Genomic DNA, 21,532 nt, shown 5'->3' on the forward strand with positions numbered 1-21,532 from the left:
TCCTACGCCGGATCGAGGGTGGACAAGCATCGGTGGCTGGGCACAGGCACCGTCGTGTAGGAGCGGGTTTACCCGCGAAGAGGCCGGCCCTGCTGGCCAATCTCCACCCGCCGTTCACCGTTGCCTCCGCGAACAGGCCCGTTCAGGCCACCACAATCAGTAAGCCATGCTCCAGGTCAGGGTGTAGGTCCGCCCGCGCCCCTGGTAGTCATACAGATACGCCGGCCCGTAGGTCGGCGAATAGAACAACGTCGCACGCTGTCCCCATACCGTGCTGTACTGCTTGTCCAGCAGGTTCTGGATACCGGCACTGACGGTGCCGAAACCGGTGTCCTGGCTGCCCAGCAGGTCGAAGGTGGTGTAGCCGTCAATCTCGTGATCGGCATCGTCCTTCAGGCTGAAGGCATGGTTGGCCTGCAAGCGTGCACTGCGGCCATCGCCCTTCCAGCCGACAAACGCGGTGGCCTTGGACAACGAGGCATAACGGGCATCGCGCTTGATCCAGCCGCCGTCCTCGGCCTCTTCCTCGGAGCGTGTCATGTGCAATGTGCCGCCAGCTTCCCAGCCGGTCTGGAAGTGCCGGGTCAGTGCACCTTCAAAGCCGAAGTCGCGGCTTTTCTGCTCTTCCACGTCGATGGTCAGCGTTTGCGAATCGACGTTGATGATCTTGTCCGACCAGATGTAGTACAGCGCTGCCTGTGCATCCCAATCCAGGTCGGCATAGCGCCAGCCCACTTCCACCTGGCGGCTCTTGATACCGGCCAACGGGTTATCGGCCACGCTCAGACCCGGCTTGCCGTAGTACTTGGCCGGGTCAGGCAGGTCGAAGCCTTCGCCATAGTTGCTCCACACCTGGTGGCCGTTCTTGAAGTCGTAGATGGCACCGATGTTGAACAGGTTGACCTGATAGTCGTTACTGCCACCTGGCACGCCCTTGAAGTCGCTGACATCCACGTCCATCTGCTGCCGCCGGGCACCACCGGACAATGTCAGGTTGTCGGTGGCATGCCAGTCCAGCTGGGCATACACCGACACACCATCCACCCGGTAGCTGGGGTAGCGTGCGGCCTTGCTGTCTTTTTCCAGCTCCAGGCCACCCGACTCGGACGAGGTCTGGGCGTTGAAGGTGGTTTGCTCGGCATTGAAGCGCTCGCGGTCCAGGTCAACGCCGTAGGTCAGCTTCAGCGTATCCCACTGTTTGGCAAACAGGCCCTTGAGGCTGGTGACTTCGAAGTTCTGCTGCGAGGCGGCAAAGTACACCCCGCGCGAGCCGGTGGGCGTGGCACGGTTGTAGTACGGGAACGGGTAGAAGTTGTCGTCTTCCTTGCGGTACGAGGCCTGCAGGTAGAAGTCCTGGCCCAGCACGTCGGTGTGGTGGTAATTGGCGTTGAGCAGCAAGCGCCGCGTACGCGGCTCCAGGTCCGATGAATAACCGCTGCGCAGCTCGGCGTCTTCCAGGTCGGATGGCGCGTTGTAGTTCAGGTTGGGGAAGTAGATACCCGTGCTGCCGTGGTTGCCCGAGTCGTAGTACTGGGCCAACAGGTCGAGGCTCTGCTGGTCGTTCAGCTGCAGGCCCAAGGTACCGAGTACGTCGATGGTGCGGTTGTACTGCAGGTCGGTCTGGGTGTTGTCGATGAAGATCTGGTCGCCAGCACCATCGTAGAAGGCTTCGTTCTGCTCACCGGAAACGCCCAACCGGGCATTGACCCGTTCGTTGCCGCCGCTGACCGACTGGGCGAAGCGGGTGGCCAGGTCGTCGCTGTTGTTGAAACCGCTGCTGGCCCCCAACTGGGTCTCGAAGCGCGCCGGGCCAGGCTCGCCCTTTTTGGTCACGATGTTGATGATGCCGCCAGTGGCGCCACCGCCGTAGATGGCGCTGGCGCCAGACAGCACTTCTACGCGCTCGACGTTGAACGGCGAAATGCTGTCGAACTGGCGCGACAGGCCGCGGGAGCTGTTCTGGCTGACCCCGTCGATCATCACCAGCACGTTGCGCCCACGCATGTTCTGGCCGTAATTGGTGCGCCCTTCCGGCGCCAGGTCAAGGCCCGGTACCAGCTTGCCGATGGCTTCCTTCAGGCTGACGCCGCTGTCGATCTGCTCGCGCAATTGCTGCTGGTCGACCACCCAGACGGTCCCAGGGATTTCGCTGATGGCAGTGCTGGTGCGCGAGGCTACGCTGACTTCGATCGGCTTGAGGTTGACCGCCTGCGGCGCGGCCTCGGCCTTGCGCAGGGTGACGGTGCGAGCCTCGCTGAACTGCCAGCTCATGCCGCTGCCGGCCAGCAACTGCTGCAGGACCTGCTCGACACTGTAGTTGCCCTGCAACGCCGGGCTGACCTGGCCGGCGACATCGCCTGTGGTGTACAGCAGGTGCAGGCCGGCTTGGTCGGCGAAGGTGGTCAGCGCCTGGTCCAGCGGCTGGGCTGGCAGGTCGAGCTGGACCTGGCGAGCTTGCATCTGGGTCTGTTCGGCAGTCGTCGCGGCCCCTGCGTGCAGGGGGCCGAGCAACAGGGCCATGGCACTGCAAGACATCAAGGCATGGTGAAAAGGACCGCGACGGCGGTGCAAGGGCTTGAGCATCAGAGGCACGAATGAGCTTCCTGACAAGTCGTAAATGAGAATGGGTTGCTGATCAGTCTCACTACGACGATCTGGCTTGCAGGAACTTGCAGTGGCAAATGGAAAATATTTTTGTTTCTGTCCGGCCTCTTCGCGGGCAAGCCCGCTCCTGCAACGACTGCGTCCGCCTGAAAGTTGTGCGACCTGTGCAGGAACGGGCTTGCCCGTTGAGAGGCCGGCACAGGCTGATCAATGCACCACGGCCAACCATGGCAGGTAGGTCACCTTCAGGCCATACCGCTGCTCCAACGTCCGCAACAGGGCCTCAGGTTCATCCAGGTCAAACACCCCGCTCACCTCCATCGCAGCCAGCTTGCTGTCGGACAACACAATGCGCCCATGCCGGTATCGCTCAAGCTCCGTCAGCACCTGCCCCAGCGGCTTGCCGTTGAAGATCAGCTTGCCACGCTGCCAGGCCATCTGCGTGCCGGCATCGGCCGCCACCGCCAGTTCATGTTCACCCACCTTGGCTTCACCGCGTGCCAACACGACGTGGCCATCGCGGTGCACGCTGAAGGTGGCGGCATTGCCCTGCACCCGCGCACCGGCCGTTTCGACCACGAACGGACGTGAATCATCGGCGGTCTCGAACAGCGCCTCACCCGCATCGAGTACCACACGCCGCTCATGCTCGCTGAACGCCACGCTCAAGGCACTGGCGCTGTTCAGCGTCACCCGTGTGCCATCTGCCAGGGTAATGACCTGCCGCTCGCCCACGGCGGTGTGGTAATCGGCCAGCAGCATCGGGGCTTGCTGCCAACCCGCCACGGCGGCGACCAGCAACACCACCGATGCCGCCACACCCGCCTGCTTCAGCCGGACGCGGCAATGGCGCAGGGCCTGGCCGATATACTTTGCCACCATGCTCTCGGAAACCCCCAGGCGTTGAGCGACCTGCTTCTGGGTCAGGCCCTCGACACGGTTGAGCAACAGCGCCTGGCGGGCATTGTCGGGCAACTGCAACAGGGCCTGGTCAAGAATCTGCAAGCGCTCGCGGGCCAGCAACGCCGCCTCGGGTGCCGGCGCCGGGCAGGCCACCTCACAGGCTCCGTCGCTGTCGTCGTGGCTGGCGGCGATGCGTTGCTCACGGCGCAAGGCGTCAATCGCCAGGTTGCCGGCCACACGGAAGATGAAACTGCGCGCGTGCACCACCGGCACCGCCTGCTCGTCGATGTTCACCAGCTTCAGGTAGGTTTCCTGCGCCACATCGGCCGCGCGATGACGGTCGCTCATGCGCCGCGTCAGAAACTGCAGCAGGTCGTCGTAGTGCTCCTGGAAGCTTGCCAGCAGGCCCGACATGGGTGAAGTCAGCATGATTGGGGAACAGCCAGTAAGAGAGGTTATCGGGCGTTAATGAGAAACAGTATCTTTCATATGAACCGATACTTTCAACGTCGACGCGCATTTGCCACACTGCCAGCTCCACTCCGGCAAGGTCAAAGCCCATGACTGCCCGTCTGTACCGCTACACCCGCCTGTTACTGGTCCTGCTGATGGCCTTTGGCCTCGCGGCCTGCGCGCTGTTCCAGCCACGCGAGCCGGTGAACATCAGCGTGATCGGCATCGAACCACTGCCCGGGCAGGAACTGGAACTGCGCATGGCGGTGAAAATGCGGGTGCAAAACCCCAATGAGGCACCGATCGATTACAACGGCATCGCCTTGAACCTGGAAGTGAACGGCCAGCCGCTGGCCGCTGGTGTCAGTGACCAGCAGGGGCACATTGGCCGCTACGACGAAGCGGTGATCGTGGTGCCGGTAAGCATCACGGCGTTTTCCTTCCTGCGCCAGGCCTATGGGCTGGGCAAGGTAGATTCGCTGCAGGGTCTACCCTACAAGCTGCGCGGCAAACTGGCCGGCGGGCCGCTGGGGACCGTGCGTTTTACCGATGAAGGCAAGCTGGACCTGCCCAAGGGCACCTACTGATAAGCGCCGGGCGGGTGTGCTCAGCGGTTGGCGCTGGCTGCGGCCATCAGCTTGTTGACTTCGCTGCGCACCATGCTGGCGTATTCAGGCGGCGTCATGCCGTCCAGTTCGGCGCGCACCCACTCGGCCCATTTGCCCTTGCGCCGTGGCTTTTCGGCAATCAGCCGGGCGGCTTCGCCCTTGGCTTTGCCCAGGTTGTTCTGCCACATCTCGAACAACCGGGCCTTCTCTGCCTCGATCTGCGCCCGTTCCTCGAAGCTCATGTTGGCCAGATTGAAACTCATGAAGGTACCTGCAGGTTTGAAAATGGCCGCTATCTTACACCCAGGCACAGCATCACCGGAAAGCCGCCGCAACTTTCCCGACGTGGCGGCATCCATTGTTCACATCACCCCCATTGACGAGGACGAGTTCATGGCCCGGAAAAACGCCACGCTGGCGGACAGCGATCAGATCAAGGACCAGGTATTCAGCGAACTGCAATCGCTGATAGAAGAATCGGAAAAACTGCTGAACGACAGTGCCGCACTGGTCGGCGAAGAAGCAGAGACGTTGCGCGCCCAGGTGAGCCTGAAGCTGCGCCAGGCACGCCAGGCGGCGAGCAACGTGCGCAGCAAGGCGCAACCGGTGGTGGACGCCACTCAGGACTACATCGGCGGCCACCCCTGGCAGACCGTGGCCATTTCCGCCGGCCTCGGGTTGGCGGTAGGCCTGCTACTGGGCCGGCGCAGTTAAGGCCTGCGCCGCCTGGTGCCCATCAGGCGGCCAAAGCCTGCGGGATGCCGCTGTGGAAGCGCAGCTCCTGGTCTGGCGACTGGATCAGCTCCATTTCCGCAGCGCGTACCAGCTCGACACGGCGGGCGATGTCCGCTTCATCACCGTAGTTGTGCGCCAGTTTCAGGTAGCCCTGGTAGTGGCGCGCTTCGCTTTTCAGCAGCCCGTGGTAGAAGCGGCCCAGCTCTTCATCCAGATGCGGCACCAGCGCGGCAAAACGTTCGCAACTGCGCGCCTCGATGAACGCCCCCACCACCAGTGTATCCACCAGCTTGACCGGCTCGTGGGCGCGCACCAGTCGGCGCAACCCCGACGCGTAACGCCCCGCCGATACCGGGCGCAACGGCACCCCGCGACGCTTCATGAGGCGTAACACCTGTTCGTGATGCACCAGCTCCTCGCGGGCCAGGCGCGACATCATGTTGATCAGATCAAGGTGAGTGTTGTACTTGGCGATCAGGCTCAAGGCCGTGCTGGCGGCCTTGAACTCGCAGTTCTTATGGTCGATCAGCAGGGTCTCCTGGTCGGCGAGCGCCGCTTCGATCCAGGCGTCTGGCGTCGGGCAGCCAAGAAAGGCGTCGATTTCGGGGATCAGGGACATAAGCGTGCAACCACACAGAACTGGCAGGGCCGGCGATTATACCGGCGGCGGCTGGCGATGCCAGTGACTATGCTTGATGTACATCAAGCGCTGGAGGGGGAAGCGCCGACTATAGTCAGGCATTGGTCGCCATCATCGAAGGGAGTTAACGCCCATGCAAGCCGTCCGCAGCATTCTCGTCGTCCTCGACCCCGCGCACGCTCACAGCCGGGCGCTTACGCGCGCCAAGCTGATTGCAGGCGTCACGGGCGCACGCCTGCACTTGCTGATGTGTGACAAGCGGCATGATCACAGTGCGCTGCTCAGCCTGCTGAGCAGCCAGTTGCATGATGACGGCTACGCCAATGTCACCCATGAAGAGGGCTGGCGCGACAGCCTGCACGACACCATCATCCATGTACAGCAGGCCGAAGGCTGCGAACTGGTGATCAAGGAACACCGCCCGGACAACCCGCTGAAAAAGGCCCTGCTCACCCCCAGCGACTGGAAGCTGCTGCGCCAATGCCCGGGTACCGTGCTGATGGTCAAGAGCGAACGGCCGTGGACCGGGGGCAAGATTTTGGCGGCGGTGGACGTGGGTAACCAGGACGAAGACCACCGCCGCCTGCATGCCAGCATCATCGACCACGGCTTCGAGATTGCCAAACTGGCCAAGGGAGAACTGCATGTCATCAGTGCCCACCCGTCGCCGATGCTGTCAGCGTCGGACCCGGCCTACCAGCTGAGCGATACGATCGAAAAACGCTACCGTGAAGCATGCAAGGCGTTCCAGGCCGAGTACGGCATCAGCGATGAGTGCCTGCACGTGGCCGAAGGGCCAGCGGATGTGTTGATTCCGCATACCGAAAAGAAGCTCGATGCAGTGGTGACCGTGATAGGCACGGTGTGCCGCACGGGGATTTCCGGGGCGTTGATTGGCAATACCTCGGAAGTGGTGCTGGATGCGCTGGAGGGCGATGTGCTGGTGCTCAAGAGCGAAGAAGCCATTGCCCACCTGGCGGAGTTGGCCCGCGGCTAAGTAGGCAATATGCAGGCCCCTTGTAGGAGCGGGTTCACCCGCGAATGCGTCATTGATTTCAACGCCACATTCGCAGGCAAACCCGCCCCAAGGTTCCGTTGCCGCCCGGGAATCTAGACCAACGCCTCCCGCACCTTCGGGTCAAGCCCCTCCCCCGCGTGGGCCTCGCTCCACTCCGCCAATTGCCGGAGCATCGCCGGCGTCCAGAAGCTCTTCAGATGCTGCCGCACCCCTTGCACCGCCAGCGCCCGGTCTGGCTCGCTGTCGAAGTAATGGGCAATCTGGTTGGCCATCTTGACCAGGTTTTCACTGCTCATCGGCGAACCTCGGCTTTCTCCGCAGCACGGCGCTCTTTCAGCAGCCGCTGCTGTTCATCACTGAAGTCCTGATAGCGCTTCTGCCATTGCGATGGCTGGAACACTTTCACCACCTCCACTGCCGTCACCTTGTACTCGGGGCAGTTGGTGGCCCAGTCAGAGTTGTCGGTGGTGATCACGTTGGCACCCGACTCCGGGAAGTGGAAGGTGGTGTACACCACGCCCGGCGCCACACGCGCACTGACCTTGGCACGCAGCACAGTCTGCCCGGCGCGGCTGCCGATGCCGACCCAGTCACCGTCGTGGATGCCACGGCTTTCCGCGTCGGTCGGGTGGATCTCCAGGCGGTCGGCATCATGCCAGGCAACGTTGGCAGTGCGCCGGGTCTGGGCGCCGACGTTGTACTGGCTGAGGATACGACCGGTAGTCAGCAGCAACGGGTAGCGGTTGTTGACCTTTTCGTCGGTGGGCACGTAGCCGGTGAGCATGAAGCGGCCCTTGCCACGCACGAACTGGTCGATGTGCATGGTCGGCGTGCCGTCTGGCGCAGCGTCGTTGCACGGCCACTGCAGGCTGCCATGGCGGTCGATTTCCGCGTAGCTGACACGACGGAAGGTCGGCGTCAGGCGGGCGATCTCGTCCATGATCTCGGACGGGTGGCGGTAGTTCATCGGGTAGCCCAGGGCGTTGGCCAGGGCCACGGTAGCTTCCCAGTCGGCCTTGCCTGCCAGCGGCTCCATGACCTTGCGCACCCGCGAAATACGCCGCTCGGCGTTGGTGAAGGTGCCGTCCTTTTCCAGGAACGAACTGCCCGGCAGGAACACATGGGCGAACTTGGCAGTTTCGTTGAGGAAGATGTCCTGCACCACCACGCACTCCATGGCCAGCAAGGCCGCGGTAACGTGCTGGGTGTTGGGGTCGCTCTGGGCGATGTCCTCACCCTGGCAGTACAGCGCCTTGAAGCTGCCATCCAGCGCCGCCTCGAACATGTTGGGAATGCGCAGACCCGGGTCAGGCTGCAAGGTCACACCCCAGGCCCGTTCGAACTCGGCGCGCACGCCCTCGTTGGAGACATGCCGGTAGCCGGGCAGCTCGTGGGGGAACGAGCCCATGTCGCACGAGCCCTGCACGTTGTTCTGCCCGCGCAGCGGGTTCACCCCTACCCCTTCACGGCCGATGTTGCCAGTGGCCATGGCCAGGTTGGCGATGCCCATCACGGCGGTACTGCCTTGGCTGTGCTCGGTCACCCCCAGGCCGTAGTAGATGGCCGCGTTGCCGCCGGTGGCATACAGCCGGGCCGCAGCGCGGATCTGCTCAGGTGGCACGCCACAAATCGGGCCGAGCACCTCGGGAGCGTTGTCTGGCAGGCTGACGAAGTCGCGCCAACGGGCGAAGTCTTCGGTTTCGCAGCGGGCATCGATGAAGCTTTGGGCCAGCAGGCCCTCGGTAACGATCACGTGGGCCAGGGCGTTGAGCATGGCCACGTTGGTGCCCGGGCGCAGTTGCAGGTGCAGGTCGGCGCGGGCGTGCGGCGAGTCGACCAGGTCGATACGCCGTGGGTCGATCACGATCAGCCGCGCCCCTTGGCGCAGGCGACGCTTGAGTTGCGAGCCGAACACCGGGTGCGCATCGGTGGGGTTGGCACCGATCACCAGCACAACGTCGGCCTGCATCACCGAGTCGAAGCTTTGCGTGCCGGCTGACTCACCCAGGGTCTGCTTGAGGCCATAACCGGTGGGCGAATGGCATACCCGTGCGCAGGTGTCGACGTTGTTGTTACCAAACGCCGTGCGCACCAGTTTCTGCACCAGGTAGGCTTCTTCGTTGGTACAGCGGCTGGAGGTGATGCCGCCGATGGAGTCGCGCCCGTATTTGAGCTGGATGCGGCGAAACTCGCTGGCGGCATAGGTCACGGCCTCGTCCCAGCTGACTTCCTGCCATGGGTCTTCCAGGCGCTTGCGGATCATCGGTTTGGTGATGCGGTCCGGGTGGGTGGCGTAGCCCCAGGCAAAGCGGCCCTTGACGCAGGCGTGGCCGTGGTTGGCGCCACCGTTCTTGTCCGGGACCATGCGCACCAGCTGGTCACCCTTGATTTCGGCGCGGAACGAGCAACCAACGCCGCAGTAGGCGCAGGTGGTAATGACCGAACGCTCAGGCTGGCCAAGCTGCACCAGGCTCTTTTCCGTGAGGGTCGCGGTCGGGCAGGCCTGCACGCAGGCGCCGCACGACACGCATTCGGAAGCCAGGAAGTTTTCGCCACCCGCTGCCGCCACCCGCGATTCGAAACCACGCCCGGTAATGGTCAGGGCGAACGTACCCTGGATGTCCTCGCAGGCGCGCACACAGCGGCTGCAGACGATGCACTTGCTCGGCTCGTAGTCGAAATACGGGTTGGAAACGTCTTTTTTCTCGTCCAGGTGGTTGGCGCCGTCATAGCCGTAGCGCACCTCACGCAGGCCCACCTGGCCGGCCACGGTCTGCAGCTCGCAGTTGCCGTTGGCCGAACAGGTCAGGCAGTCCAGCGGGTGGTCGGAAATGTACAGCTCCATGACGTTGCGACGCAGGCCGGCCAGGCGCGGGGTTTCGGTGCGCACCACCATGCCTTCACTGACTGGCGTGGTGCAGGATGCCGGGTAGCCGCGCATGCCTTCGATTTCCACCATGCACATGCGGCAGGAGCCGAAGGCTTCGAGGCTGTCGGTGGCGCACAGTTTGGGGATGCTGGTGCCCAGCATGGCGGCGGCGCGCATGACCGAGGTGCCAGCAGGCACGCTGATGGCGCGGCCGTCGATGCTCAGGCTGATCTGCACGTCGCTTTCGCGGGCCGGGGTGCCGAGGTCGCTGCTTTTATCAGAAGCGGGGTCGAAGAAATTGATCACTGTGCGGCCTCCGTGGTGGTCAGCCCAAAATCGGCGGGGAAGTACTTGAGCGCGCTGGCCACCGGATAGGCAGTCATACCGCCCATGGCGCACAGCGAACCGTACTGCAGGGTGTCGCACAGGTCGCGCAGCAACAGCGCCTGGTCATGGCGCTCGGTGATGTCGCTGCTGGCGATCAACCGGTCGACCACTTCCATGCCCCGGGTGGAGCCGATGCGGCACGGGGTGCACTTGCCGCAGGACTCCTCGGCACAGAACTGCAGGGCGAAACGCGCCATGCTGGCCATGTTCAACGTATCGTCGGCCACCACCACACCGCCGTGGCCGAGCATCGCGCCCACAGCAGCAAACGCTTCATAGTCCAGTGGGGTGTCGAAATGGCTGGGGGGTACCCAGGCACCAAGCGGGCCACCGACCTGCGCGGCCTTCAGCGGCCGGCCACTGGCCGTGCCACCGCCATAGCCTTCCACCAGCTCGCGCAGGGTCAGGCCGAACGCGCGCTCGACCAGGCCACCCTGGCGAATGTTGCCGGCCAGCTGGAACGGCATGGTGCCCAGCGAGCGGCCCATGCCGAAATCGCGATAGAACGCTGCACCCTTGGCCAGAATGATGGGCACCGAAGCCAGGGTAAGCACGTTGTGCACCAGCGTCGGCAGGCCGAACAACCCTTGCAGCGCAGGCAGCGGTGGCTTGGCGCGGACAATGCCACGCTTGCCTTCGATGGATTCGAGCAGCGCGGTTTCTTCGCCGCAAATATAGGCGCCGGCGCCCACCCGCACCTCCAGGTCGAACGCCTGGCCGCTGCCGGCTACGTCAGCACCCAGGTAGCCAGCGTCACGCGCGATGGCGAAGGCCTGGTCAAGTACCCGGATGGCGTCGGGGTACTCCGAGCGCACATAGACGTAGCCCTTGTCGGCCCCCACGGCAAGGCCGGCAATGATCATGCCCTCGATCAGCAGGAAGGGGTCGCCCTCCATCAGCATGCGATCAGCGAACGTGCCCGAGTCACCCTCGTCGGCGTTGCACACCACGTACTTCTGCCCGGCGCCAGCATCACGCACGGTGCGCCACTTGATGCCGGCCGGGAACGCCGCACCACCACGGCCACGCAGGCCGGAATCGAGCACTGCGGCAACCACTTCGGCACCGTCCAGCGCCACGGCGGCCTCGAGGCCTGCGAAACCGCCATGGGCACGATAGTCGTCCAGTGACAATGGGCGGGTGATGCCCGCGCGTGCGAACAGCAAGCGTTGCTGGGTCTTGAGATAGGGTATTTCTTCGACCGGCCCCAGTGCCAGCGAGTGGCCACCGGGTTCGCCCGCCAAGGCATCAAGCAGTGACGGCACATCGTGTGGCGTAATCGGGCCGAAACCCAGGCGCCCTTGCGCACTGTCGCACTCGATCAGCGGCTCCAGCCAGTAAAGCCCGCGCGAGCTGGTGCGCTGGATGTCCAGCGGCAACTGGCGGCGCTCGGCCTCATGCAGCAGGGCATCGGCAACCTGATCGGCACCCACGGCACGGGCTACCGAATCACAGGAAATATACAGCTTCAGCATGCTGAGTCCTCCCGGCAACCGTTGACCAAGTCCCGCAGGCGCTCAGGGGTGAGGCGCGCGTGCACCTGGCCGTCCAGCTCCAACGCTGGCGAGCAGGCACAGGCACCCAGGCAATAAACAGGGCGCAGGCTGATGGCGCCGTCGGCGCTGGTGCCGTGGTCGTCCAGTGCCAACTGTTCACGCAATTGCGCGGCGAGGGCTTCGGCGCCACGGCTCTGGCACGACTCGGCACGGCACAGGCGCAGGGTGTGGCGAGCGGGCGGCGCGGTGCGGAAGTCGTGATAAAAACTGATAACCCCACGCACTTCAGCCAGGCTGAGGTTGAGGGCATGGGCGATCTCGGGAACAGAAGCGTCGGGGATGTAACCCAGCTCGTGCTGGACGGCATGCAGGATCGGCAACAGGGCACCCGGGGTGTCCTTGTCGCGGGCCAGAATGCGCTGGATTACAGGCAGGTGGAGCAATTCATCAGGCATACAGCGGACCTCGGCATCACGGACCCTGCCTGATTTTTTTTAAGGGGCAGGTTTCCGGCGTGTTCTGCTGCGGCGCACCGCCCACGTCACAGTTGCGTGGTACTGGCGGCCTCCTCGCCCACGGCCGCACGTCTGCGCGCACTGACCCTTGGGCATCCTGCTAGCATGGCACTTGTAGCGCCGAGGGGTTGCATGCGAGCGACCAGGCGCATTCTGAAACCGACGCACGTGATTACGCCCCGGCATCATCTGCCACGGCTTGCCGATCAGGTGGGTCTTGAAACCATCGTTGCATGCACCAGGCCCTCGAAACCGAACCTGGTCCATTGCCGGGCCTGCCAGACGGCAGCCCCGGCAATGGGCTGCCATCCAGCATGGCGACGGGGCAGAACGCGACTGAGTTCAGTCGGTAGACTGCACCGTTGCGGTGTCGGCGGCGGGAGCCGGAGCCTGGGCCTGGGCCTGGGCCTTTGACTTCGCACGATTGCGTCGATCCTGGCTGCGTTGCCGCGCAGCCTGCTGCTTGGCATGCAGCGCCTGAGCGGCGGTCACAGTACCCGCGGCCTGACCGTTCAAGTCAAGGCGCGGAGCATTCTCCACCATGCTCGCCCAGTATCGAGCGCCCCGGCACCACGTGGAAATGCCCAGCTTGAGCTGTTCACGGGTTAACCCAAGCAGCTCCAGGTGTTGCTCGGCATCCTTGAAAATGCCCTCCTTGAGCGGCACCTTGGGGGCCGGGTTGACCGGGAAAGCCAAGGGAAAATGCTTCTGCAGTGGCCAGATCGCTGCCACCGCCGGGTCCATCTCACGCGGCTTCGCCTGCGGGGGCGACTTGCGCTTAGGCGGTTTCGCGCTCTCGGCCTTTACCTGCCCTTTTTCCGCCCGCAGGCGGTCTCGTAGCTCAGCTAGTTGTTCAAAACCCATTGTTCATTCACTGCTTCGAAGTTGATTGCGTGGTGCAAGGATACCCCATGCAGCCAGCACATTGCTTGCAGGCCAACTTTCCCGGCCAGCCCAGGCACAAGCGCATGCCTGTGCGACGGCCCTCAGCTGAACACCCAAAGCACGCGTGTGGGCTTGTCGGTCAGGTTGGCATACCGAAAACGGGCGTGGGGTTGCAACTGAAAACTGTCATTGGCGTACAGCGTGACCGGGTCAGCATCGCCCAACCATACGGTCAGTTCGCCTTCGAGCACGAAGCAGCCCTGCTCCGAGCTGTCGTCCAGGTACTCCTCGCCACTGCTGGCCCCCGGCTGCAAGTGGCTATCGAGCATGGAAAACGCGCCCGTTATGGAGGGCGATGCCAGCACGTCGGTGATGCCACCTGCCAGGTGCAGCGTGCGACGCTCGTGCGGGCGGGTGACCCAGTCGAGCTCACGGGGTTTGTCCAGCTTGTAGAAGTAGGCTGTGGATACACCGAGCTCTTCGCTGATGGCTGTGAGATCGGCCACAGTCGGGCGTGACACGCCGCGTTCGACCTGGGACAGAAAGCCCACCGAGCGGCCGATGCGCTGTGCCAGCTCGCCCAGTGTCAGGCCCTTGAACTTGCGCAGGTCGCGAATCAGTACTGCCAGGCCTTCGATTTCTTCGTGCACTTTCATGGTTGAATCGCGACTTTCAGACGGGAAATGGATGCCCAGAAAAGTACAGGATTCATTTCACAAAGCAAAATGCTTTGCGGAAGGTGCCTGACGTGAAATGTACGATTGCGGCACCGATCGAGCACCGCGCAGGCGGCGCTCGATCTCACAGGTGCTGAGAACAGCTAACCAGGCCCTCCGTCCTTACCGAACAGCCTCATAGGTCAGGTCCAGGCACTTGCGGGCTTTCTCCACCAGTTCGTCGATCTCTTCGATACTGATCACCAGCGGTGGGGCAATGATCATGGTGTCGCCTACAGCGCGCATGATCAGGCCGTTGTCGAAGCAGTGCTGGCGACAGATCATGCCGACACCTTTGCCTTCATAACGGGCCCGGGTGGCCTTGTCTTTCACCAACTCGATCGCACCGAGCATGCCCAGGCCGCGCACTTCGCCTACCAGCGGGTGGTCGGCCAGTTCGCGCAGGCGTTGTTGCAGATAAGGCGCGGTTTTATCGTGCACCTGCTGGATGATCTGCTCGTCACGCAGGATCCGCAGGTTCTCCAGGCCTACCGCTGCCGCCACCGGGTGGCCGGAATAGGTGAAGCCGTGGTTGAAGTCGCCGCCTTCGCTGATCACCTTGGCCACCTCGTCACGCACGATCACCCCGCCCATGGGGATGTAACCGGAGGTCAGGCCCTTGGCGATGGTCATCAGGTCAGGCTTGAGGTCGTAATAATCGGTGCCGAACCACTCACCGGTACGGCCGAACCCGCAGATCACTTCGTCGGCGACGAAGAGGATGTCGTACCTGGCCAGGATTTCCTTGATCTTCGGCCAATAGGTCTGCGGCGGAATGATCACGCCACCGGCGCCCTGGATCGGCTCGGCGATGAAGGCGGCGACGTTGTCCACGCCAACTTCGAGGATCTTCTTCTCCAGTTGCTCGGCCGCCCACACACCGAAGTCGGCCTCGGTCATGTCGCCGCCTTCGCCAAACCAGTACGGCTGCGGGATGTGCACGACATCCGGGATCACCCCGCCCTGCTGGTGCATGCCACTCATGCCGCCCAAGGCGGCGCCCGCCACGGTAGAGCCGTGGTAGCCGTTGATGCGGCCAATGATGACCTTCTTGTTCTTCTGGCCCTTCAGAGCCCAGTAATGGCGGACCATGCGCAGCACGGTGTCGTTGCCTTCGGAGCCGGAACCGGTGAAGAACACGTGGTTCATGCCTTGCGGGGCCACCTCGGCGATCGCCTTGGCCAGCTCCAGCGCGGGCGGGTGCGCGGTCTGGAAGAACAGGTTGTAGTAAGGCAACTGCTTCATCTGCTGGCTGGCGACATCGGCCAGCTCATCGCGACCATAGCCGACCGCCACGCACCACAGGCCGGCCATGCCATCGAGAATCTTGTTGCCCTCGCTGTCCCACAGGTACACGCCCTTGGCCGAGGTGATGATGCGCGGGCCTTTCTCGGCCAGTTGCCTGACATCGCTGAACGGGGCCAGGTGATGGTCGCGGCTCATGGTTTGCCAGGCAAGGGTCTGCGAATTCTGTTCACTCATTGACTTCACTCCATCAAGTTGCGCAGCCGCGCTGCGAGGGTATTTTTTACAGGTGGGAAAGGCCGCTGCTCAGGCAGACAGCAACAGCCTCTGGCGCAGTACCGAGCGGTGCCGGCAGGCCTTGCCAAAGGACTGGAAGATGGCCAGGTAATGGGGGTTATCCATGACCTGGAACTCGGGGTGCCATTGCACACCCAGGGCAAAACCCTTGCTGTTCTCGACCGAAATCGCTTCCACCAGGCCATCGGGCGCCAGCGCTTCCACCCTCAGCCCGGGGGCCAGTACGTCGATGCCTTGGCCGTGGATGGAATTGACGTCGAATATTGCCGGCAAGCCCATACGGTCGAGCATGCCGCCAGGCTCTACATGCAGGGTGTGGCGCGGCCCATATTGCTTGTCGAGGGGCTCATCCTTGCCTTCGCGGTGGTCCATGAACATGCCGGTCTCGTGGACCTTCTGGTGCAGGGTGCCACCCAGCGCCACGTTCATTTCCTGGAAGCCACGGCAAATGCCGAGTACCGGTACACCGGCGGCGATGGCGGCGCGCATCAGCGGCAACGTGGTGGCATCGCGCAGAGGGTCGTGATGGGTGCCCGCAGCACTGGCCGGGCCGTTGTAGTGGTACGGCTCGATGTTGGACGGCGAACCGGTGAAGATCAGCCCATCCACCACGTCAAGAATATCGGCGCTGTCCATCAGCTCACCGAGGCTGGGAATGACGATGGGCAGCCCACACGCCGCCTTGGCTGCCGCGCGCGCGTACTTCTCGCTGATGGTCTGGGTTGCATGCAGCTCAATCATGCTGGTGCATGCGGTAATGCCGATCACGGGCACACGTGGCATATCTTCCTCCGGCAAATCCATATTGCGCGTTGTATTGAAACGGTAGAAAGGGAGGGTGCAGCGTCGCTGTTCCAACCTCGGCACCTACAGGAACCAGCGGTATTCGCGGGCATCGATGTGGTGCATGAAGTCCAGTTGCTCCTGGTATTTGTTTTCGCAATAGACCATCACGAACTCGCTGCCCAGGCCTTCGTTGACCACCGGGTGGTGACGCATGGCGGCCAAGGCGCTGAGGGCATCCTTGGGGAAGTCGATGCCACTCTGGCGGTTGTCGTTCAGCGGGGCGATGGGCTCCACGCCGCGATCCAGACCATGCTCCATCCCGGTCAAAATGGCCGCCAGTACCAGATACGGGTTGGCGTCGGCGCCAGCGAGGCGGTGCTCGATGCGCAGGTTGCGCGGGTCGGACTCGGGGATGCGGATGCACGCGTCACGGTCTTCGAAACCCCAGCTGGCCTTGCTCGCCGCGTTGACCATGGCGCCATAACGTCGGTAGGCATTGTGGTTGGGGGCAAAGATCGGCATGCAGTGCGGCAGCAGCTCCAGGCAGCCTGCCACCGCATGGCGCAGCTTGCGCTGTTCACTTCCCGCCAGGATGTTATTGCCGGCGGCGTCGTACAGGCTGACGTGCACATGCATGCCGCTGCCTGGCGCGTCCAGGTAGGGCTTGCTCATGAAGCTGGCACGGTAGCCGTGCTTCATCGCGATACCGCGGGTACTGCGGCAGAACAGTGCCGACCAGTCCGCCGCACTGAGGGCATCGTCGCTGTGCGAGAAGTTGATCTCGAACTGGCCTGGGCCCAGCTCTGCGGTGATGACGTTCGCCGGCACGCCCTGCTCGTTGGCGCCATCGACCATCTCGTGCAGGACCGACGAAAAGCGCGACAACCGCTCGATGTGCATGTTCGGCTGATCGTCTTCATCCTCGGTTGCCGTGTCACGTGGGTACTGTGGCAGGCCGTTATCAAGCTTGCGGTCGAACAGGTAGAACTCCAGTTCGAACGCCACCACCGGGCGGATGCCACGCTTGGCCAGACGCTGAAGCACACGCGCCAGCACTTCACGGGGCTCGAATTCGATCGGCTTTGCGGTGCCGTCGGACGTGATCAGCATCTGGGCGATCACTTCCTTCTCCCAACGCACCGGCTTTAGCGTACCCGGCACCAGGCGCCGGGCGGCATCCGGGTCGCCGTCGGCGAAGCAATAGTCACCAATCGGGTAAAGGCCGCCCTGGGTCCCCAGCAGCACGCAGTTTTGCGGCAGCTTCAGTGGCGCACCGGCTGCGACTTTTTCCAGCATGTCCATGGGGTAGCGCTTGCCGTAGAAGTGCCCGGGGATGTCCAGCGCAATCAGGTCGACATAGCGAATTGCCGGGTGTTCTGCTCGGAACGAGCGCACTTCAGCCAGCAGGTCCGGAAAGATGACACTCATCTTCTTATCCTTGTGAGGTGAACGAATTCAATTGAAGACCCAGAGCACACGGGTGGTTCTGTCCGTCAGGTTGGCGTAACGGAACGGCGCATGGGGTTGCAGCTGGAAGCAGTCGTTGGCTTGCAGGGTCACGGCATCGCCCTGGTCCAGCCACACCGTGAGTTCGCCCTCGAGCACGAAACAGCCCTGCTCGGAACGGTCGCTCAAGTACGCCTCCCCACTGGTGGCGCCCGGCTCGAGAAGGCTGTCGAGCATGGAGAAGGCGCCTGCGATGGTCGGCGAAGCCAGCACGTCGGTGATGCCCGACTCCAGGTACAGCGTGCGCCGCTCGTTAGGGCGCGTGACCCAGCCAATGCTGCGGGGCTTGCTCAGGTTGTAGAAGTACGCGGTTGATACGCCGAGCGCTTCGCTGATAGCGGTGAGGTCTGCCACGGTCGGGCGCGAAACGCCGCGTTCGACCTGGGAGAGGAAACCCACCGAGCGGTTGATGCGCTCGGCCAGTTCACCCAAGGTCAGGTTCTTGAATTTGCGCAGGTCGTGAATAAGGATCGCGAGGGCTTCAACCTCTTCGTGTCTCTTCATCGTTTCGGACTGCCGTGAAATTTTTAGACTTATTTTTCATGAAAATTTACATGAAAAATTTCACGAGTCAAGCTGAACAATGAAAATGTGCAGCCGCCAACAGAGGGCTTGCTGCGCAGCGTGGCGGATTGCCTGCGGTGGCGCGGGTTTCTTTACAGGCGCTCGGCGAGTAGCCTCGTGGGTGAATCCTCCAGCCCGACCCTGTCCATCGCCATGCCAAACGGTTTCCCTGATTTGCCCTCACTCAATGCGCTACGTGTGTTCGAAGTGGTTGCCCGCCACCTGAACTTTCGCCTGGCCGCCGACGAGCTGGGGGTGACCCAGGCGGCAGTTGCACAACAGATACGCGGGCTGGAAGCGAGCCTGAACCTTCGTTTGTTCGAGCGCCTGCCCCGGGGCCTGGCACTGACCGATGCGGGGCTGGGCTACAGCGGCAGCATTCGCAACGCCTTGGCGATGATCGATGAGGCAACCCGCCTGCTGCGGCCACAAGCGTCTCACCTGACGGTCAGCGTGACACCGACCTTTGCCTCCAAATGGCTCATTCCCCGGCTGGGCCGCTTTGCGCACAGCCATCCGGACATCGATTTACGTGTACTGGCCACAGATCGGCTGTCCCACTTCAATACCGACGGCGTGGATCTCGCAGTCCGCTATGGCAAGCCCGACATCGGCGCGGGTTTGAACAGCGAGCTGTTGATGGAACAGCGTAACGTCGCCGTGGCCAGCCCAAGGTTGTTCGAAGCCAGCAAAGTCCCCACCAGCTTCGAGCAGCTTCAAGCGTTCACCCTGCTTCACGATGCCCATGATTTCTGGCCTCGGTTCCTTGCACAACTGTTCCCGCAACACGGGCAAGCGACTGCCAAAAACCTGCGGTTCAACCAGACTTCATTGGCCATCGATGCCGCCATCAGTGGTCAGGGTATTGCGTTGGCAAGCCTGGCGTTCGTCAGTGATGACCTCGTCGCGGGCAGGCTGACCCAGGTCTTCGCTCAGCAACTCAGGCTCGATAAGTCGTTCTACCTGGTGTGGCCACGAAAGTTGCAGCAGCCGGAGTCGCTAGGCATTGTCCAGCGCTGGCTCAAGCAACAGGCAGGCAATAGTTAATCTACTGCCTTGGTGAAGTTTAGCTGTCTCCCTCGCGACCACGACTGCTGCTAATTTTAGTGCACCTAAGCATTCAGCCATTAACGTTCCGGAGGCAGCATGTCAGTAGAAAAAGTTGCGATCATCACAGCAGGTGGCAGTGGTATGGGCGCGGCTGCGGCACGGCGCCTGGCCGCTGACGGGTTCAAGGTTGGCATCCTGTCCTCCTCGGGCAAGGGCGAAGCGCTGGCTGCCGAGTTTGGCGGTGTGGGTGTAACAGGTAGCAACCAGTCGGTTGAGGACCTGAAACGCCTGGTCGATGTCGTGGTGGAAAAGTGGGGGCGCATCGACGTGCTGGTCAATAGCGCCGGCCATGGTCCGCGCGCGCCAATCCTGGAAATCAGCGACGAAGACTGGCACAAGGGCATGGACACCTATCTGCTCAATGTCATTCGCCCGACTCGCCTGGTGACGCCCTACATGCAGCGCCAGAAAGGGGGTGTGATCATCAACATTTCCACCGCCTGGGCGTTCGAGCCCAGTGAGCTGTTCCCGACGTCGGCAGTGTTCCGCTCGGGCCTGGCCGCATTCACCAAAATCTTCGCCGACCAATTCGCCGGGGACAACGTGAGGATCAACAACGTCCTCCCCGGCTGGATCGACAGCCTGCCGGCCACCGAACAGCGCCGCGACAGCGTGCCGCTCAAACGCTATGGCACCTGCGAGGAAATCGCCGCCACCATCGCGTTTCTTGCCAGCGAAGGCGCTGCCTACATCACCGGGCAGAACATCAAGGTCGATGGCGGCGTGACACGTAGCGTTTGATTGCCCGTTGGCCCGCAGGCCGGTCGACTGATCGGGCCAAGGTGTTTACGCTGGCGCTTTCCCACCAGCACGGAAGCGCCAATGACAGAGGCATACCAAGGAAGCTGCTTGTGTGCAGCAGTCTCTTACCTGCTACTCACCCCACCCAAGGCAGTGACCCACTGCCACTGCAGCCAGTGCCGCAAAAGTCACGGCGCCGCATTCGCTTCGTACGGCAGTATTCCGCGCAGCATGCTGCGAATACTGCGCGGCGCTACCAGCATCAAGGCCTTTTCTTCATCACCGACGGTTACGCGCGAGTTCTGCACGGAGTGCGGCTCGACCTTGTTCTGGTCACGCGCCCAAGGTGAGTTTGCCGACTGGATTTCGATAGCACTGGGAACGCTTGATACACCGTTCCTGCCCAGGAAGCAGAAACATGTTTACGTCGACGCTGCTGCCCCTTGGTACTCACCCTGTAACCCTGACTTATCACCCAGCGCAGGCCCGATAGAGCAATCACGGCTAGGCACCTCGGTGCCTGAACAACGGATGCTAGCGCTTACCGCACCTTCCAGAGATTCCGTTCGTTGACTGACTCACAGCACAACCCTAGCTACATGAAACGGTTCGAAACCGTGCTTGCCTACATCGACAGCCACCTCGAAGGTGACCTGTCGGTGAATGCCTTGAGCCGCATCGCCAACTTCTCGGCGTTTCACTTCCATCGGCAGTTCACGGCCTACATGGGCGTTCCGGTTTCACGGTATGTGCAACTGATGAGGCTTCGACGCGCAGCGCATCAACTGGTCGCCTCGCCCGCGACGCCCATACTGGAGGCCGCATTCGGCGCCGGCTTCGAAAGCCCCGAAGCCTTTGCCAGAGCGTTCAAGCGCGCCTTCGGCATGGCGCCGAGCGCTTTCGCCAAGGCGCCGAACTGGCAGGCCTGGAGTGCTGTATTCAATGTTCCTCAGCGATCCAGGAGTATCACCATGCAGATCCGTATCGTGAATTTCGCCGAAACCCGCGTGGCCGCGCTCGAACACCAAGGGCCGCCCGGCCTGGTCAGCGAAAGCGTCGCGCGTTTTCGCCAATGGCGCATGCACAGCGGCCAGTCGCCTGTGGCCAGCAGCCGTACCTTCGGTATCCCCTACGACAACCCCGACACCACCCCGGCCCACGCCTTTCGCTTTGCCGTGTGCGGCGAGATAGACGAGGCAGTGCAGCCCAACGATTTCGGGGTGCATGAACGGGTAATACCGGCGGGGCGCTGTGCCGTGATTCGACATACCGGTTCGCCTGACTACATTGGCGAAACTATCTACCCGCTCTACCGTGACTGGCTGCCATCGAGCAACGAAGAACTGCGTGATCATCCGTTGTTCTTTGATTACCTGAGCGTGTATCCAGAAACGCCACTGCAGCAATGGCAGACAGACATCTACGTGCCGCTGAAATAGGCTGAGCCATGGACA

20 protein-coding genes and 1 pseudogene are annotated in these 21,532 nt (G+C 62.7%); 7 read left to right on the plus strand and 14 right to left on the minus strand.

Annotated features, from left to right (window positions below):
* Positions 1-156 precede the first annotated feature (156 nt).
* Together LMH93_RS18430 and LMH93_RS18435 are read right to left on the minus strand one after the other, a co-directional pair.
* Positions 157-2,583 (minus strand): TonB-dependent receptor, encoded by a 2,427-nt coding sequence (locus LMH93_RS18430; RefSeq protein WP_230065373.1) that lies wholly within the window; start codon positions 2,581-2,583, stop codon positions 157-159.
* A gap of 228 nt (positions 2,584-2,811) precedes the next feature.
* Positions 2,812-3,936: a sigma-70 family RNA polymerase sigma factor gene (locus LMH93_RS18435; RefSeq protein WP_185280153.1), complete on the minus strand. Its 1,125-nt coding sequence runs from the start codon at positions 3,934-3,936 to the stop codon at positions 2,812-2,814.
* A gap of 131 nt (positions 3,937-4,067) precedes the next feature.
* Between LMH93_RS18435 and LMH93_RS18440 the strand changes: the two genes are divergently transcribed.
* Positions 4,068-4,547, plus strand: coding sequence for an LEA type 2 family protein (locus LMH93_RS18440; protein WP_230064438.1), 480 nt, complete (start codon positions 4,068-4,070; stop codon positions 4,545-4,547).
* Between the two features lie 20 nt (positions 4,548-4,567).
* Here LMH93_RS18440 and LMH93_RS18445 read toward each other — a convergent pair whose 3' ends face one another.
* Complete coding sequence (locus tag LMH93_RS18445; protein ID WP_003248880.1) at positions 4,568-4,831, minus strand: hypothetical protein; 264 nt, start codon at positions 4,829-4,831, stop codon at positions 4,568-4,570.
* A gap of 130 nt (positions 4,832-4,961) precedes the next feature.
* Between LMH93_RS18445 and LMH93_RS18450 the strand changes: the two genes are divergently transcribed.
* The gene (locus LMH93_RS18450; RefSeq protein WP_003248878.1) at positions 4,962-5,282 is read left to right on the plus strand and encodes a DUF883 family protein; all 321 of its coding nucleotides are present in this window, start codon (positions 4,962-4,964) and stop codon (positions 5,280-5,282) included.
* A 22-nt stretch (positions 5,283-5,304) separates the two neighbouring features.
* Here LMH93_RS18450 and LMH93_RS18455 read toward each other — a convergent pair whose 3' ends face one another.
* Positions 5,305-5,922 carry a tRNA-(ms[2]io[6]A)-hydroxylase gene (locus LMH93_RS18455; RefSeq protein WP_003248869.1) on the minus strand — a complete coding sequence of 206 codons (618 nt, stop codon included), beginning with the start codon at positions 5,920-5,922 and terminating at the stop codon, positions 5,305-5,307.
* A gap of 154 nt (positions 5,923-6,076) precedes the next feature.
* Between LMH93_RS18455 and LMH93_RS18460 the strand changes: the two genes are divergently transcribed.
* Positions 6,077-6,940 carry a universal stress protein gene (locus LMH93_RS18460; protein WP_004576762.1) on the plus strand — a complete coding sequence of 288 codons (864 nt, stop codon included), beginning with the start codon at positions 6,077-6,079 and terminating at the stop codon, positions 6,938-6,940.
* Between the two features lie 113 nt (positions 6,941-7,053).
* On the opposite strand, the gene LMH93_RS18465 is transcribed toward LMH93_RS18460, so the two are convergent.
* The 10 genes from LMH93_RS18465 to LMH93_RS18510 form a co-directional block, all read right to left on the minus strand.
* Positions 7,054-7,257, minus strand: a complete 204-nt coding sequence (locus LMH93_RS18465) for a formate dehydrogenase subunit delta (protein WP_003248864.1) — start codon at positions 7,255-7,257, stop codon at positions 7,054-7,056.
* Positions 7,254-10,136, minus strand: coding sequence for a formate dehydrogenase subunit alpha (gene fdhF, locus LMH93_RS18470; RefSeq protein WP_185280151.1), 2,883 nt, complete (start codon positions 10,134-10,136; stop codon positions 7,254-7,256). The genes LMH93_RS18465 and fdhF overlap by 4 nt, the downstream gene beginning before the upstream one ends.
* Positions 10,133-11,692 carry a formate dehydrogenase beta subunit gene (locus LMH93_RS18475; RefSeq protein WP_182375223.1) on the minus strand — a complete coding sequence of 520 codons (1,560 nt, stop codon included), beginning with the start codon at positions 11,690-11,692 and terminating at the stop codon, positions 10,133-10,135. The genes fdhF and LMH93_RS18475 overlap by 4 nt, the downstream gene beginning before the upstream one ends.
* Positions 11,686-12,168: a formate dehydrogenase subunit gamma gene (locus LMH93_RS18480; protein ID WP_003248859.1), complete on the minus strand. Its 483-nt coding sequence runs from the start codon at positions 12,166-12,168 to the stop codon at positions 11,686-11,688. The genes LMH93_RS18475 and LMH93_RS18480 overlap by 7 nt, the downstream gene beginning before the upstream one ends.
* A 402-nt stretch (positions 12,169-12,570) precedes the next feature.
* Positions 12,571-13,092, minus strand: a complete 522-nt coding sequence (locus LMH93_RS18485; RefSeq protein ID WP_012053130.1) for a ProQ/FinO family protein — start codon at positions 13,090-13,092, stop codon at positions 12,571-12,573.
* 122 nt (positions 13,093-13,214) lie between these two features.
* Positions 13,215-13,769 carry a helix-turn-helix domain-containing protein gene (locus LMH93_RS18490; protein ID WP_003248854.1) on the minus strand — a complete coding sequence of 185 codons (555 nt, stop codon included), beginning with the start codon at positions 13,767-13,769 and terminating at the stop codon, positions 13,215-13,217.
* A gap of 183 nt (positions 13,770-13,952) precedes the next feature.
* On the minus strand, positions 13,953-15,311 hold the full coding sequence (locus LMH93_RS18495) for an aspartate aminotransferase family protein (RefSeq protein WP_003248853.1): 1,359 nt from the start codon (positions 15,309-15,311) through the stop codon (positions 13,953-13,955).
* A gap of 69 nt (positions 15,312-15,380) precedes the next feature.
* The gene (locus tag LMH93_RS18500) at positions 15,381-16,154 is read right to left on the minus strand and encodes a gamma-glutamyl-gamma-aminobutyrate hydrolase family protein (protein WP_012053133.1); all 774 of its coding nucleotides are present in this window, start codon (positions 16,152-16,154) and stop codon (positions 15,381-15,383) included.
* A gap of 84 nt (positions 16,155-16,238) precedes the next feature.
* On the minus strand, positions 16,239-17,585 hold the full coding sequence (locus LMH93_RS18505) for a glutamine synthetase family protein (protein ID WP_003248849.1): 1,347 nt from the start codon (positions 17,583-17,585) through the stop codon (positions 16,239-16,241).
* 27 nt (positions 17,586-17,612) lie between these two features.
* Positions 17,613-18,167: a helix-turn-helix domain-containing protein gene (locus tag LMH93_RS18510; protein ID WP_003248847.1), complete on the minus strand. Its 555-nt coding sequence runs from the start codon at positions 18,165-18,167 to the stop codon at positions 17,613-17,615.
* A 213-nt stretch (positions 18,168-18,380) separates the two neighbouring features.
* Between LMH93_RS18510 and LMH93_RS18515 the strand changes: the two genes are divergently transcribed.
* From LMH93_RS18515 to LMH93_RS18530, 4 genes and pseudogenes are all read left to right on the plus strand, one after another.
* Entirely contained in the window at positions 18,381-19,274 is an 894-nt protein-coding gene (locus LMH93_RS18515) for a LysR substrate-binding domain-containing protein (protein ID WP_185280363.1), read from the plus strand.
* Between the two features lie 99 nt (positions 19,275-19,373).
* Positions 19,374-20,078, plus strand: a complete 705-nt coding sequence (locus LMH93_RS18520) for an SDR family oxidoreductase (RefSeq protein WP_230064439.1) — start codon at positions 19,374-19,376, stop codon at positions 20,076-20,078.
* Between the two features lie 81 nt (positions 20,079-20,159).
* Positions 20,160-20,546: pseudogene (locus LMH93_RS18525) on the plus strand (GFA family protein); the annotation flags it as partial.
* 131 nt (positions 20,547-20,677) lie between these two features.
* On the plus strand, positions 20,678-21,517 hold the full coding sequence (locus tag LMH93_RS18530) for an AraC family transcriptional regulator (RefSeq protein WP_185280150.1): 840 nt from the start codon (positions 20,678-20,680) through the stop codon (positions 21,515-21,517).
* Positions 21,518-21,532: the final 15 nt, after the last annotated feature.

Source organism: Pseudomonas sp. CIP-10, assembly GCF_020911845.1.
Lineage (GTDB): Bacteria > Pseudomonadota > Gammaproteobacteria > Pseudomonadales > Pseudomonadaceae > Aquipseudomonas > Aquipseudomonas alloputida.